The sequence below is a fragment of the Klebsiella sp. RC2 genome, from assembly GCF_014192815.1.
GTDB lineage: Bacteria > Pseudomonadota > Gammaproteobacteria > Enterobacterales > Enterobacteriaceae > Klebsiella > Klebsiella variicola.
Genome location: NZ_JACHYL010000002.1, coordinates 528,534 through 542,028 on the forward strand (window position 1 = coordinate 528,534; position 13,495 = coordinate 542,028).

Here is a 13,495-nt window from a genome sequence, read left to right on the forward strand (position 1 = left end):
CAGTTATGTCGTTTTCTACGACCGCGGTACGCTCTATCGCCGTGCCCGGATTGTTGCTATTACTCGCCTTAGCCGCCGCGCTTAGCCTGACCATCGGCGCCAAATCGTTGCCGATCGGCACGGTATTCACCGCCTTCAGCGGAACCTGTCAAAGCGCCGACTGCACCATCGTGCTGGACGCGCGCCTGCCGCGTACCCTGGCCGGTCTGCTGGCCGGCGTCGCCCTCGGTCTCGCCGGCGCGCTGATGCAGACGCTCACCCGCAACCCGCTGGCCGACCCCGGCCTGCTGGGGGTCAATTCCGGCGCCAGCTTCGCCATCGTCCTCGGCGCGGCGCTGTTCGGGATCACCTCCCCGCAGGAGCAACTGCTGCTGGCGTTTTGCGGCGCGCTCTGCGCCTCGCTGCTGGTGGCCTTTACCGGCAGTCAGGGCGGCGGCCAGCTGAGCCCGGTGCGCCTCACCCTCGCCGGGGTCGCCCTTGCGGCGGTGCTGGAGGGGCTTTCCAACGGCATCGCCCTGCTCAACCCGGACGTCTACGATCAGCTGCGCTTCTGGCAGGCCGGTTCGCTGGATATCCGCACCCTGCAGACGCTGAAAATTGTCCTGCTGCCGGTGGTGATGGCGGGGATCGCCGCCCTGCTGCTGAGCCGGGCGCTTAACAGCCTGAGCCTCGGCAACGATACCGCCACCGCCCTCGGCAGCCGCGTCGCCCGCACCCAGCTGATCGGCCTGATCGTCATCACCGTCCTGTGCGGCAGCGCCACCGCCGTCGTCGGCCCCATCGCCTTTATCGGCCTGATGATGCCGCATATGGCGCGCTGGCTGGTGGGGGCCGATCATCGCTGGTCGCTGCCGGTCACCCTGCTCGCCACCCCGGCCCTGCTGCTGTTTGCCGACGTGATTGGCCGCCTGCTGGTGCCCGGCGAACTGCGGGTATCGGTGGTGAGCGCCTTTCTCGGCGCGCCGGTGCTGATCTGGCTGGTGCGCCGCCAGCCGCGGGGAGGTGGCCTGTGATTGCCCCGTCCCGCCGCCTGATAGCCAGTTGCCTGCTGCTGATGGCCGCCAGCCTGCTGATTTCTCTGCTCGGGCTGGCGCAAGGCCCGGTGCCCCTGACGATTGACCAGGTGTTCTCCGCGCTGTTCGGCGATGCGCCGCGCAACGTCGCGATGGTGGTGAACGAATGGCGGCTGCCGCGGGTGTTAATGGCGCTGCTCATCGGCGCCGCGCTCGGCGTCAGCGGCGCCATTTTCCAGTCGCTGACCCGCAACCCGCTCGGCAGCCCGGACGTGATGGGCTTTAACACCGGCGCCTGGAGCGGCGTGCTGGTGGCGATGGTCCTCTTCGGCCAGAACCTGACGGCGATTGCCCTGGCGGCGATGGCCGGCGGGGTGTTGACCTCGCTGGTGGTCTGGCTGCTGGCCTGGCGCAACGGGATCGAGACCTTCCGCCTGATCATTATCGGCATCGGCGTGCGCGCCATGCTGGTGGCATTCAACACCTGGCTGCTGCTGCGCGCCTCGCTGGAGACCGCCCTTTCTGCGGGCCTGTGGAACGCCGGATCGCTTAACGGCCTGACCTGGGGTAAAACCTGGCCGTCGGCGCCGCTGATCCTGTTGATGCTGGTGGGCAGCGCCCTGCTGGTTCGCCGGATGCGACTGCTGGAGATGGGCGACGATACCGCCTGCGCGCTGGGTGTGCAGGTCGAGCGTTCGCGCCTGCTGCTGATGCTGGTGGCGGTGGTGCTCACCGCCGCCTCGACGGCGCTGGCCGGGCCGATCTCATTTATTGCGCTGGTGGCGCCGCATATCGCCCGCCGCCTGAGCGGCACGGCCCGCTGGGGACTGACCCAATCGGCCCTGTGCGGCGCGCTGCTGCTGGCGCTGGCCGATTACGGCGCCCAGCGGCTGTTTATGCCGTGGCAGCTGCCGGTTGGCGTGTTAACCGTCAGCCTCGGCGGTATTTACCTTATTGCATTGTTGATTCAGGAGTCCCGCAAAAAATGAGTGCTGTCCCCTCCCGTTTGCGCGGCGAGCAGTTAACCCTGGCCTACGGTAACAAGACCATCGCCGAGTCGCTGAACGTGACCATCCCTGACGGTCACTTCACCGCCATTATCGGCCCCAACGGCTGCGGCAAGTCGACGCTATTGCGCACCCTCAGTCGCCTGATGACGCCGGCCAGCGGCCACGTCTGGCTCGACGGCGCGCAGATCCAGCAGTACGCCAGTAAAGAGGTTGCCCGCCGCATCGGGCTGCTGGCGCAGAATGCCACCACTCCTGGCGATATCACGGTGCAGGAGCTGGTGGCCCGCGGGCGCTATCCGCACCAGCCGCTGTTTACCCGCTGGCGCAAAGAAGATGAAGAGGCGGTGAACAAGGCGATGCGGGCGACCGGGATCAGCGATCTGGCGCTGCAGAGCGTCGACACGCTTTCCGGCGGCCAGCGGCAGCGGGCGTGGATTGCGATGGTGCTGGCCCAGGAGACGGCGATTATGCTGCTGGATGAGCCAACCACCTGGCTGGACATCAGCCATCAGATCGACCTGCTGGAGCTATTGAGTGAGCTGAATCGCGAGAAGGGCTATACCCTGGCGGCGGTGCTGCACGATCTTAATCAGGCCTGCCGCTACGCCACCCACCTGATCGCCCTGCGCGACGGCAAGATCGTCGCCGAGGGGGCGCCGAAGGAGATCGTCACCGCCGATCTGATTGAACGGATTTACGGCCTGCGCTGCACGATCATTGAGGATCCGGTGGCGCATACGCCGCTGGTGGTCCCGCTGGGCCGCCGGTAATCTCCTCTTTCGCCGGCTTGCGCTACGCTGAGCCGGGCTACCTGCTGTAGCCCGAACTCAACCGTTACCCCAGAATCTCCCTGACCACCGGGCCGATGGCTTCAAAGGCCTGCGGGGAGATAATGTCGACGTGGGCGCAGTTCTGGCTGAACACCTCCAGTTCCGCCACCCACGGGCCCCATACGACCTGCGGATCCATCCCCGCCTGCCGCGTCTTCTCCGCCACGAAAAGCGTCGCCTTGCCGTCAAACTTCGCGCTGTGGGCGGTGGTTAACAGCCGCACCGCATCGGCATAGTTACCTTCGATAGCGCTGAACAGCTCGCCGGAGGCTTGCCCCTGCTGGGCAGCGAGGAACGCTTCGCGCTCGCGGTCGATCTCCGCCAGTACCTCGGGATCCAGCCCGTTGGCCTCTTTCTCCGCCCAGTTTTGCGTCTCCGGCGGCCAGGTATCCAGCAGGCCGAGGAAGGCCACCGCTTCGCCGCGCTGGCGCAAGCGGGCGGCAATCCCCTGGGCTAAGGTGCCGCCCAGCGAATACCCAAACAGGTAATAAGGGCCGTGCGGCTGCTGCGCCAGCAGCGTGCGCAGATGGTGCTCGCACACCTCGTCGAGGCTGGCGGCGCTGGCCATCGGCCCCTGCGGGCGCGGCGACTGAATACCGGTTATTGACCAGCGCGGGCTGAGATAGCGCGCCAGCACGCTGAACTGCCAGGCGAAGCCGGAGGCCGGATGGAAGCAGAACAGCGTCGGGCCGTCGCTCTCGCGCAGCGGCAGAAGCGTATCCAGCCCCAGGCGCCGGGCCTGCTCATCGCTGAGATCGGCAGCCAGCAGCGCGCTCAGTTTGCCCACCGTCGAGGCCACCATCACCTGCCCCGGGGTCACCTGCCGCGCCAGCTGGCGGCTGAGCTGTGCCGCCAGACGCATCGCCAGCAGAGAATGACCGCCGAGGGCGAAGAAATCGGCGTCGATATCGTTCACCTCGCAGCCCAGCAGCTGGCTGAAGGCCGTGGCGACAAGGGTTTCCATCCCGGGCTCCGGCGGCCGACCGCTGCGCTCCCCGCCGAGGGTCGGCAGCGGCAGCGCTTTGCGGTCCAGTTTGCCGTTGGCGCTGAGCGGCAGCTCAGCGAGCTGCATCAGCACCACCGGCACCATATGCGGCGGCAGCTGTTCCGCCAGCCGCGCTTTCAGCGCCGCGGTATCCAGCGGCAGGCCGGAGTCAGAGACCAGATAGCCCACCAGCTGTCGGGCATCGCCGCCGGTCGCCGCCGCCTGGTTGAAGACGCAGGCGTGACTCACCGCCTGCGCCACGTCCGGCAGGCCCGACATCACCCGGTCAATCTCGCCAAGCTCGATGCGCTGCCCGCGGATCTTCAGCTGGTCGTCGCTGCGGCCAAGATACTCCACCGCGCCGTTCGTCAGCCAGCGCGCCACGTCGCCGGTGCGATACATCCGCTCACCGGGGGCAAACGGGTCGGCGATAAAGCGGCTGGCGGTGAGGTCCGGACGTCCCAGATAGCCCTGCGCCAGCTGGATGCCGGTGAGATAAAGATCTCCCGCCACCCCCGGCGGCACCGGGCGCATCGCGGCATCGAGAATGCGCAGCCCGGTGTTCCACACCGGCCAGCCAATCGGCACGCTGCTGCCGGTCACCGCCGCCAGCTCAGATCCGCAGGCCGGGTACCAGCTGACGTCCACCGCCGCCTCCGTCGGGCCGTACAGGTTATGCAGCGGCGCGCCGGTTAAGCGCTCCCATTCACGACACAATTCCGTCGGCAGCGCTTCGCCGCTGCAGAATACCCGCCGCAGCGTGCGGCAGGCAGCGACGCTGTCGGCATCCAGCGAGGCGACAAACGCCGCCAGCATCGACGGCACAAAGTGGGTGGTGGTCACGCCGTAGCGGGCGAAGAACTGCTGCATCGCCTGCGGGTCGCGGTGCGCCTCCGGCTCGGCCATCACCAGCTGCGCGCCGGCGATAAACGGCCACCAGAACTCCCACACCGACACGTCGAAACTGCACGGCGTTTTCTGCGCCACCACGTCGTCGGCAGATAACGGATAGCGATCCTGCATCCACAGCAGGCGGTTGACGATGGCGGTCTGGCCGACCATCACCCCTTTCGGCCGTCCGGTGGAGCCGGAGGTAAAGATGATGTAGGCGGTATGCTCCGGTTTTGACAGCGCCAGCGGCGCGTCATCCCCGGCGGCCAGCGGCTGCTGATAGCAGAGGCTTTCCAGCCCCGGAATATCGCTGAAGCGGGCCAGTTGATCCGCCGAGGTGATCAGCAGCGACGGCCGGGCGTCTTCCAGCATCATCCGCAGGCGGTCGTCCGGGTAGCCGGTGTCCAGCGGCAGCCAGGCGGCCCCCGCTTCGACAATACCGTGCAGCGCCAGGGTCAGGAACACCGAGCGCGGCAGGGCCACCGCCACGCTGTCGCCCGGCTTCACGCCGCGCTGACGCAGCAGCTGCGCGAGCGCCACCACCTGCTGACGCATCTCGCGATAGCTGAACTGCCAGTGGGCGTCCGCCAGCGCCGGGGCATCCGGGGTCTTCCGCGCCTGGTCGGCCACCAGCGCGCTGAGGGTGGTGGCAGGCAGCGGCACAGCGGTATCGTTGACCGCCGCCAGCCGGGCCAGCTCATCGGCGGAGAGCATTTCTGCTTCGCCGCAGCGCAGCGCCGGATCGGCGGCGAACTGCGCCAGCAGCGCGGTCAGTCTCGCCACATGGCGACGGAGCTCGGCTTCATCGTACCGGGCCTTGTTGGCGAGGATCTCCAGCGACAGCCCGCCGGTTTCATCCGGGAACAGCGCCAGCTCGAGATCGTTGACCGGGCCGGTGGCGAGGGTGTGGGTCAGTGCCTGCACACCATCGATATCCAGCTGGTAATCAAAGACTTTGACGTTCAGCACCGGGCCGAACAGCGGTTCGTCCCCTGCCGCTTTACCGCTGTCGCGAACGATCTGTTCGGCGTCATAGCGCTGATGGCGGCGCATCTTTTTCAACTGAGCGGCGAGGCGCATCGCCAGGTCTGCCAGCGTCTCCTGGGCGTCAATATGCACCGCCAGAGGCAGGACATTGAGCACCGGCCCCGTCGAGGTCAGCGCGGCTGAACCCATCCGGCGCATAAAGATAAAGCCCGCCGCGTAGTCCATCCGGTTGCACAGGCGGCCCAGCCACAGCGTGGTGAGCGCCAGCGCCAGGTCAGCGGGCTGACACTGCGGCGCATGGCCAGCCAGACGGCGGAAGGCGTCGGCGTTCATCTCCAGCTTCATCCGCCAGATATCGCTCCCGGCGGCGCGTCCGCCCAGCGGCGCGGCAGAGAGTGAGGCAGGCGACGGTAACGCCTGGCGCTGAGCCTGCCAGAAGGCTTTATCCCGCTGCCAGGCCTCGCTGCCGGCGTAGCGCTGGTACTCGTCCACCACCTCGGCGAAGGGGGTGAAAGGCGACTCAGGAGTGGCTTCCCCCCGCTGCCAGGCGCGGTAAATGGCGGCGATCTGCCGGGTTATCGCCGGGAAGCTGAAGCCATCCACCAGCAAGTGGTGATAACGCTGATACCAGTACCAGCGGTCGTCGCCGACGCGCAGCAGCTGATGGCACACCAGCGGGTTGCCGCCGTCGACACGCAGATCCTGCGCCAGGTCCGCCTGCATCCGCTCCGTGGCGGCGCGATGCGGATCCGGCGCCGTACGCAGGTCAATGATCGACGGTTCGCCAAAGGTGCGGTCGGCCGCCACCCACTGCCAGACTTCCCCCTCCTCTTCCTCAAAGCGCAGGCTGAGGGTGTCCGCCTGCTGCAGACCGGCGACAATCGCTTTTCCCAGCAGCGTCGGGTCGAGCGCGCCGCGCAGTTCAACATAGTGGGCCACGCTCCAGGCGCCTGGCAGAGTGGAGAGGCGCTCGGCCATCCAGATCCCCGGCTGCGCGGCAACCAGCGGTAAACGAGTGGTCATTGTCAGCTCCTTATGACGCATGATGGGCGGGGGTCAGGGTTGACCAGTTGGCCGCCAGCCAGGCGTTGCAGGCCTCGGCCGACTGCGGGGGGCACACCACCGCCCAGCCGGCAGGCAGGTCGCAGTGCGCCGGCCACAGGCTGTACTGCTGCTGATCATTGCGCAGAATGTAAAACTGCCCTTGCGGATTGTCGAAGGGGTTACTGAATTGCATATCAAACTCCTGTCGTAAAGCGCGGTGCTAAGGGTGCGACAGCAGAGGCTGCCAGAGCTGGATAAGCCCTGCCGTCAGCCCGCCGCGCCAGCAAAGCGCATCATGCCCGCCGTCAACCTGACGCCAGAAAATCGTCTGCTGTGTCGTAGTGAGTTGCGCCAACAGCGCCTGGTTGGCGCGAAAAATAATCGGTTCACGCTGGCCCGCTTCCAGCCAGATGCGCAGCCCGGCCGCGGACACCTCACCCTGGCGAAGCTGTTCGCCGATAAAGCCCGTCCCGCGGCCATCGCGATGCGGCCACCAGTAGGAGCCTGACTGGCTGAGTACGCAGCCAAAGCGCTGCGGCCAGTTGAGGGCGGCGAACATCGCCGCCAGGCCGCCGAAGCTTTGCCCGGCCACCACTGTCCGCTCCGGGCGGTCGCTGAACGGGGCATGGCCGCGGATCAGCGGCAGGAGTTCCTCCTGCACCGCCAGCCAGAAATCGCGGTGACAGGGCAGCTCAACCCCGCGGCGCTGGTTGTCGATCGCGTCGATCAGCAGGTAGACCGCCGGCGGCAGTCTCTCTTCGCGGGTCAGTGCGGCCAGCGGCGACCACACCGGCATGCTCTCGGCCCAGAACTGGCCGTCGAGCAGGATCGCCAGGGGCCGCGTTTGCGGGTCGACGGCCTCGCCGGTGGTGTAGATCCAGACCCGGCGATGGTTGCCCAGACGCGCGCTGCGCCACTCAAGGCATCGGGCGGGAGGATGCGCCTCATTAAACTGGTCCCAGCCGGGCTGCGCGGGCGCCTGCGGCATCTCCAGGGCCGACACGCCATGGCCGCGTCCGCCCTGCCAGCTGTGCGGGTTCAGCGGATCGGCTATCGCCCGCGGCAGCAGTTTGCGCCAGCCTTCGCGCAGCAGCGCGCGGTCGGGCGCGTCAGCGCTGAACACCTCAGGGGAAAAATCATCGTCACGGTCGGAGGGAATAAAACAGTAGCTACCGCGCCAGGTCGGCGACAGGGTGGTTCGCCAGGACCAGGCGTCGGTCCCGGGCAGACGCGTCAGCGATTGCGGCCGCGCATTCTGATGGTGGTCGGTCACCCCGGTGATATAGAGCCATACCCGACGGCGCGGAGAGTGCGTTTCATCCCCCGCCGGATCCCGCCACCAGAACGTCACCTCGATGGCGTCATCCACTGCGCGGCACTGCGGCCCCTGCAGGGTTTGCCACCACTCCTCGCTTCCTGTCCTTAACATTCTGTCATTAACCCTATGTATAGCGTGACTTTTTTAATTAATTGTAATTCTTTATTGATAATATTATTGATAACTATTTGCATTTGCAATAGCGTATTAGCGCGCCGTGGGAAGCGCGTCTTTCACAAAACATGTCGAAGAGAGCTTATTCAGTTAGCGACGGAGTGCCTTTGCCCTCTTCCGGCAACATTTATGCCGCCTCCCCTCCCGGTGGGAAGGGGCGTTTGGGGAACGTGGCGACTAAAGAGCAGGAATAACAATGAATAACAGGATCAAATCCCTGGCCTTGCTGGTCAATCTGGGAATTTACGGGGTTGCTTTTCCGTTAAGCGCAGCGGAAACCGCCACCGACGATAAAAACAGCGCTGCTGAAGAGACCATGGTGGTCACCGCCGCCGAGCAGAATCTGCAGGCGCCGGGCGTCTCCACCATCACCGCCGATGAGATCCGCAAACGCCCGCCAGCGCGCGACGTCTCGGAGATCATTCGCACCATGCCGGGGGTCAACCTGACCGGCAACTCCACCAGCGGCCAGCGCGGCAATAACCGCCAGATTGATATCCGCGGCATGGGTCCGGAAAACACCCTGATCCTGATCGATGGCAAGCCGGTCACCAGCCGCAATTCCGTGCGCCTTGGCTGGCGCGGCGAGCGCGACACCCGCGGCGACACCAGCTGGGTGCCGCCGGAGATGATCGAACGCATCGAAGTGATCCGCGGCCCGGCCGCCGCCCGCTACGGCAACGGCGCCGCCGGCGGGGTGGTGAATATCATCACCAAAAAAACCGGCGATGAGTGGCACGGCTCATGGAACACCTATATGAACGCCCCGGAGCACAAGGATGAAGGCTCCACCAAACGCACTAACTTCAGCCTCAGCGGCCCGCTGGGCGGCGATTTCAGCTTCCGTCTGTTCGGTAACCTCGACAAAACGCAGGCCGACGCCTGGGATATCAACCAGGGCCATCAGTCCGAACGTACCGGGATCTATGCCGACACCCTGCCTGCCGGGCGCGAAGGGGTACAAAATAAAAACATCGATGGTCTGGTGCGCTGGGAATTCGCCCCGATGCAGTCGCTGGAGTTTGAGGCGGGCTACAGCCGCCAGGGCAACCTCTACGCCGGCGACACCCAGAACACCAACTCCAACGACCTGGTGAAAGAGAACTACGGTAAAGAGACCAACCGTCTGTACCGTAACACCTACTCGGTCACCTGGAACGGCGCCTGGGACAACGGGGTGACCACCAGCAACTGGGCGCAGTACGAGCGCACCCGCAACTCGCGCAAAGGCGAAGGCCTGGCCGGGGGCACCGAGGGGATCTTTAACAGCAACCAGTTCACGGATATCGATCTGGCGGATGTGATGCTGCACAGCGAAGTCAGCATCCCGTTCGACTATCTGGTTAATCAGAACCTGACGCTGGGCAGCGAGTGGAACCAGCAGCGGATGAAGGATAACGCCTCCAACACCCAGGCGCTGTCGGGCGGCACCATCCCGGGCTACGACAGCACTGGCCGCAGCCCGTACTCGCAGGCGGAAATCTTCTCGCTGTTCGCTGAGAACAACATGGAGCTGACCGACACCACCATGCTGACCCCGGCGCTGCGTTTCGATCACCACAGCATCGTCGGCAATAACTGGAGCCCGTCCCTCAACCTGTCGCAGGGCCTGTGGGACGACTTCACACTGAAGATGGGCATCGCCCGCGCCTATAAAGCGCCGAGCCTGTATCAGACCAACCCGAACTACATTCTCTACAGTAAAGGCCAGGGCTGCTACGCCAGTAAAGACGGCTGCTATCTGCAGGGGAATGAAGATTTAAAAGCCGAGACCAGCATCAACAAAGAGATTGGCCTCGAGTTTAAACGCGACGGCTGGCTGGCGGGCGTCACCTGGTTCCGCAACGACTACCGCAACAAAATTGAAGCGGGCTATGCCCCGGTCTATCAAAACAATAAAGGTACCGATCTCTACCAGTGGGAAAACGTGCCGAAAGCGGTGGTGGAAGGCCTGGAGGGGACATTGAACGTGCCGGTGAGCGAGACCGTGAACTGGACCAACAACATCACCTATATGCTGCAGAGTAAGAACAAAGAGACCGGCGATCGTCTGTCGATTATCCCGGAATACACGCTGAACTCCACCCTGAGCTGGCAGGTTCGCGATGACGTTTCGCTGCAGTCGACCTTCACCTGGTACGGCAAGCAGGAGCCGAAGAAGTACAACTACAAGGGTCAACCGGTTACCGGCAGCGAGAAGAACGAGGTCAGCCCTTACAGCATCCTCGGCCTGAGCGCGACCTGGGACGTCACCAAATATGTCAGTCTGACCGGCGGCGTGGATAACGTCTTCGACAAGCGCCACTGGCGCGCGGGCAACGCCCAGACCACCGGGGGCGCCACCGGTACGATGTACGGTGCCGGCGCCGAGACCTATAACGAATCGGGCCGCACCTGGTATATGAGCGTCAACACCCACTTCTGATAGCGGCTTCTCCCTCCCCCGCCCTTGCTGGACAAAGGGCGGGGCCAACCGCGGTAACCTTACCCTATGCGCCACCATCACACCGCTTTGCCGCTGGCCGGCTATACCATCCAGCAGGTCGAATTCGACCCGGCGACTTTCCAGCCTGAAGATCTGTTCTGGCTGCCCTATCACGCCAGCCTGACCGGCTGGGGCCGCAAGCGGCAGGCGGAGCACCTGGCAGGACGCATCGCCGCGGTATACGCCCTGCGCGAGGTGGGGGAGAAACAGCCTCCCGCCATCAGCGACCAGCGCCAGCCGCTGTGGCCCACGCCCTGGTTCGGTAGCATCAGCCACTGCGCCCAGCGCGCGCTGGCGGTGATCGCCGATCGGCCGGTGGGCGTCGATATTGAGCGCCGGTTTACCCCCCAGATGGCGGCGGAGCTGGAGGACAGCATTATCAGTCCGACGGAAAAAACAGCGCTGCTGCGCAGCGGCCTGCCCTTCCCGCTGGCGCTGACGCTGGCGTTTTCGGCAAAAGAGAGTGGGTTTAAGGCGACGCCTGCGGCAAATCAGCGCGCGCTGGGGTTCGCCGATTTTCAGATCGTGGACATAACGGCAAGCACCTTAGCGCTTGAGTTTGCGGAGCAACGCTATCCCTTGCACTGGATAGCGTCGGAGGAGCAGGTCATCACGCTTTGCGCATTGCAGCAGTAAACGCCCGCGCTTCACGCGACGGGCGTTCAGTCCATCAGCCCCGTTTTTGCACCAGGGCAACGATGGCGGCGGCATCAAACCCGTGGTACTGGCGCATCCAGCCGCGATCGGCGGCGGCGGCGTACTCCCCGTCCGGGATCCCCAACCGCTGCAGGGCAATGCCCACCCCCGCTTCCGCCAGCACCTCCGCCACCAAGCTACCCAACCCACCGTTGACGTTATGCTCTTCGACGGTGATCACTGAGCCACACGGCCGGAGCGCCGCCAGCAGCGCCGCGGTATCGCAGGGGCGGATCGACGGCACGCTGACCACTTTCGCCTGGATACCGAGGTCGGCAAGCTGCTGCGCCGCCTCCACCACTTCATGCACCGTCGAACCGGTGGCCACCAGCGCGACGTCCTCGCCTTCGCGCAGGGTCAACACGGCGCCGGGAACAAAGCGATACGACTCGTCAAGCAGCTCCGGCAGCGCCTTGCCATCGAGACGAATATAGACCGGGCCCTGATAAGCAAGAGCATAGTCGATGATCTGCCGACATTCGCGCGGCGTGGAGGGGGCGAAGATCTGGATATTGCCAAAGCCGCGCATCACCGCCAGATCGTCAATGGCATGGTGGGTGCTGGCCAGCGGGCCGTAGCTGGCTCCGGCGTTAAGGCCGAACAGCTTGACGTTGGTGTTGTTGTAGCAGACATCCACTTTGATTTGCTCATTGGCCCGCGAGATAAGAAACGGCGCGGCGTTACAGGTCACCGCCACTTTGCCGCCCAGCGCCAGACCGGCGGCGGTGCCGACCATGCTCTGCTCAGCGATGCCGACGTTCACCAGCCGGCCGGGAAACTGCTTAATAAAGGGGGCGATTTTAGCCGTCGACGTGGAGTCGGCCACCACCGGCACCAGATCGACACCACTTTCCACGGCGGCGATAAAGGCCTCGACCATGACGTTAGCCAGGTGTTCTGTATTACTCATCTTTCAGTTCCTCCAGCGCCAGAGCGATCTCTTCGCCTTTCGGCACCCGGTGGTGCCACTCCGGGCGCCCCTGAATAAAGGAGATCCCCGCGCCTTTCGTGGTGTTGGCAATAATAACGTTCGGTTTACCGTTCTGCTGTAGCCCCTCGATGGCCGCGACCACCGAGGCCATGTCGTTACCCTGGCACTCGCTGACTTCCATACCGAAGGCGCGCCATTTATCGGCCAGCGGATCGGTATTCATGATTTCGCGCGTCGGCCCGGCCAGCTGGAGGTTGTTCTTATCATTAATAATGACCAGGTTATCCAGACCGTAGTGCGCCGCCGCCAGGGCGGCTTCCCAGTTACTGCCTTCCGCCAGTTCGCCGTCGCCGGTGATCAAAAAAATGCGGCGGGTGCTGTTGCTTTTCTTCGCGGCCAGCGCCAGCCCCACCGCAACAGGCAAACCGTGACCCAGCGCGCCGGTGTTGAGCTCGATGCCCGGCGTTTTCTGCCGCACCGGGTGGCCGGGGAGATGGGAGTTGGCATGCTGGTAGGTCTCCAGCCACTCGACCGGGAAGAATCCCGCTTCCGCCAGGACGCAGTAGTAGCAGCCCACCGCATGGCCTTTCGACTGGATGTAGATATCGCGCTGCGGGTCGTCGAGCCGGTCCGGCGCGACGTTAAGGACGCGGAAATAGAGCGCGGTTAACAGTTCGACCTGCGAAAGGTCAGCCCCGGTGTGGCCGCCGGCCGGACTATTGGCGTTTAAGCGCACAATATGGCGCCGCACCGCGCGGGCTTTACGCTCCAGCGTCTGAATATCATATCTGTAGGGATTCATTTCACACCTCTGAATTTATTTTCAGCATGGAATATTTATTCCAGCAAGGACTAAAAAAACCAGATATCCCCATGCCGGGTGGTAAGCCTTCTGCCACAGCGCCCTACTCAGGAACATTCTGCCTCCCGCTCCAGGCGAAGCCCGGATAAACACATTGACTCGAAATCGCCTTGAATATATATTCAATAATGATTCTTTATTCGATTATGGCCTGGCTGTTTTGTTTTTGTCCATAGTCGATTTTGAGGATTGGCAAAAGTTAGACGCCTGTCACACTTAAGTCTGATTTTTTTTCGCGTATGATAAAAGTCACTACGATAATGGCTGCA

General features: G+C 64.3%; 10 protein-coding genes. 5 read left to right on the forward strand and 5 right to left on the reverse strand.

The features are described from left to right. Window positions 1–5 precede the first annotated feature (5 nt). From fepD to fepC, 3 genes are read left to right on the forward strand one after another with little or no spacing between them, the layout of a single operon-like run. Complete coding sequence (gene fepD / locus FHW76_RS07420; protein WP_032729598.1) at window positions 6–1,013, forward strand: Fe(3+)-siderophore ABC transporter permease; 1,008 nt, start codon at window positions 6–8, stop codon at window positions 1,011–1,013. Next, window positions 1,010–2,002 (forward strand): iron-enterobactin ABC transporter permease, encoded by a 993-nt coding sequence (gene fepG, locus FHW76_RS07425; protein ID WP_004147521.1) that lies wholly within the window; start codon window positions 1,010–1,012, stop codon window positions 2,000–2,002. The genes fepD and fepG overlap by 4 nt, the downstream gene beginning before the upstream one ends. After that, the gene (gene fepC, locus FHW76_RS07430) at window positions 1,999–2,793 is read left to right on the forward strand and encodes an iron-enterobactin ABC transporter ATP-binding protein (protein ID WP_012542491.1); all 795 of its coding nucleotides are present in this window, start codon (window positions 1,999–2,001) and stop codon (window positions 2,791–2,793) included. Before fepG ends, fepC begins: the two co-directional genes overlap by 4 nt. A gap of 64 nt (window positions 2,794–2,857) precedes the next feature. On the opposite strand, the gene entF is transcribed toward fepC, so the two are convergent. Genes entF through fes form a run of 3 tightly spaced genes read right to left on the reverse strand, consistent with a single transcriptional unit; the run spans window position 2,858 to window position 8,189 of the window. After that, window positions 2,858–6,739: an enterobactin non-ribosomal peptide synthetase EntF gene (gene entF, locus FHW76_RS07435; protein WP_039102952.1), complete on the reverse strand. Its 3,882-nt coding sequence runs from the start codon at window positions 6,737–6,739 to the stop codon at window positions 2,858–2,860. Between the two features lie 10 nt (window positions 6,740–6,749). Continuing rightward, window positions 6,750–6,953 carry an MbtH family NRPS accessory protein gene (locus FHW76_RS07440; protein ID WP_004178967.1) on the reverse strand — a complete coding sequence of 68 codons (204 nt, stop codon included), beginning with the start codon at window positions 6,951–6,953 and terminating at the stop codon, window positions 6,750–6,752. Window positions 6,954–6,980: 27 nt separating this feature from the next. Then, window positions 6,981–8,189 carry an enterochelin esterase gene (gene fes, locus FHW76_RS07445; RefSeq protein ID WP_023322211.1) on the reverse strand — a complete coding sequence of 403 codons (1,209 nt, stop codon included), beginning with the start codon at window positions 8,187–8,189 and terminating at the stop codon, window positions 6,981–6,983. 259 nt (window positions 8,190–8,448) lie between these two features. On the opposite strand from fes, the gene fepA reads away from it, so the two are divergent. Together fepA and entD are read left to right on the forward strand one after the other, a co-directional pair. Further along, window positions 8,449–10,677: a siderophore enterobactin receptor FepA gene (gene fepA / locus FHW76_RS07450; protein ID WP_022065110.1), complete on the forward strand. Its 2,229-nt coding sequence runs from the start codon at window positions 8,449–8,451 to the stop codon at window positions 10,675–10,677. A gap of 66 nt (window positions 10,678–10,743) precedes the next feature. Then, on the forward strand, window positions 10,744–11,373 hold the full coding sequence (entD, locus tag FHW76_RS07455) for an enterobactin synthase subunit EntD (RefSeq protein ID WP_110200098.1): 630 nt from the start codon (window positions 10,744–10,746) through the stop codon (window positions 11,371–11,373). A gap of 34 nt (window positions 11,374–11,407) precedes the next feature. On the opposite strand, the gene FHW76_RS07460 is transcribed toward entD, so the two are convergent. Together FHW76_RS07460 and FHW76_RS07465 are read right to left on the reverse strand one after the other, a co-directional pair. Beyond that, entirely contained in the window at window positions 11,408–12,343 is a 936-nt protein-coding gene (locus FHW76_RS07460; protein WP_012968733.1) for a transketolase family protein, read from the reverse strand. Next, window positions 12,336–13,166, reverse strand: a complete 831-nt coding sequence (locus FHW76_RS07465) for a transketolase (RefSeq protein WP_008805574.1) — start codon at window positions 13,164–13,166, stop codon at window positions 12,336–12,338. The genes FHW76_RS07460 and FHW76_RS07465 overlap by 8 nt, the downstream gene beginning before the upstream one ends. Between the last annotated feature and the right edge of the window lie 329 nt (window positions 13,167–13,495).

What these genes read in the sequence shown, in the direction of transcription:
- fepC (WP_012542491.1), top strand. Translation starts at nt 1,999, where the DNA reads ATGAGTGCTGTCCCCTCCCGTTTGCGCGGCGAGCAGTTAACCCTGGCC.
- fepA (WP_022065110.1), top strand. Translation starts at nt 8,449, where the DNA reads ATGAATAACAGGATCAAATCCCTGGCCTTGCTGGTCAATCTGGGAATT.
- fes (WP_023322211.1), bottom strand. Translation starts at nt 8,189, where the DNA reads ATGTTAAGGACAGGAAGCGAGGAGTGGTGGCAAACCCTGCAGGGGCCG.
- FHW76_RS07460 (WP_012968733.1), bottom strand. Translation starts at nt 12,343, where the DNA reads ATGAGTAATACAGAACACCTGGCTAACGTCATGGTCGAGGCCTTTATC.
- fepD (WP_032729598.1), top strand. Translation starts at nt 6, where the DNA reads ATGTCGTTTTCTACGACCGCGGTACGCTCTATCGCCGTGCCCGGATTG.
- entF (WP_039102952.1), bottom strand. Translation starts at nt 6,739, where the DNA reads ATGACCACTCGTTTACCGCTGGTTGCCGCGCAGCCGGGGATCTGGATG.
- FHW76_RS07440 (WP_004178967.1), bottom strand. Translation starts at nt 6,953, where the DNA reads ATGCAATTCAGTAACCCCTTCGACAATCCGCAAGGGCAGTTTTACATT.
- entD (WP_110200098.1), top strand. Translation starts at nt 10,744, where the DNA reads ATGCGCCACCATCACACCGCTTTGCCGCTGGCCGGCTATACCATCCAG.
- FHW76_RS07465 (WP_008805574.1), bottom strand. Translation starts at nt 13,166, where the DNA reads ATGAATCCCTACAGATATGATATTCAGACGCTGGAGCGTAAAGCCCGC.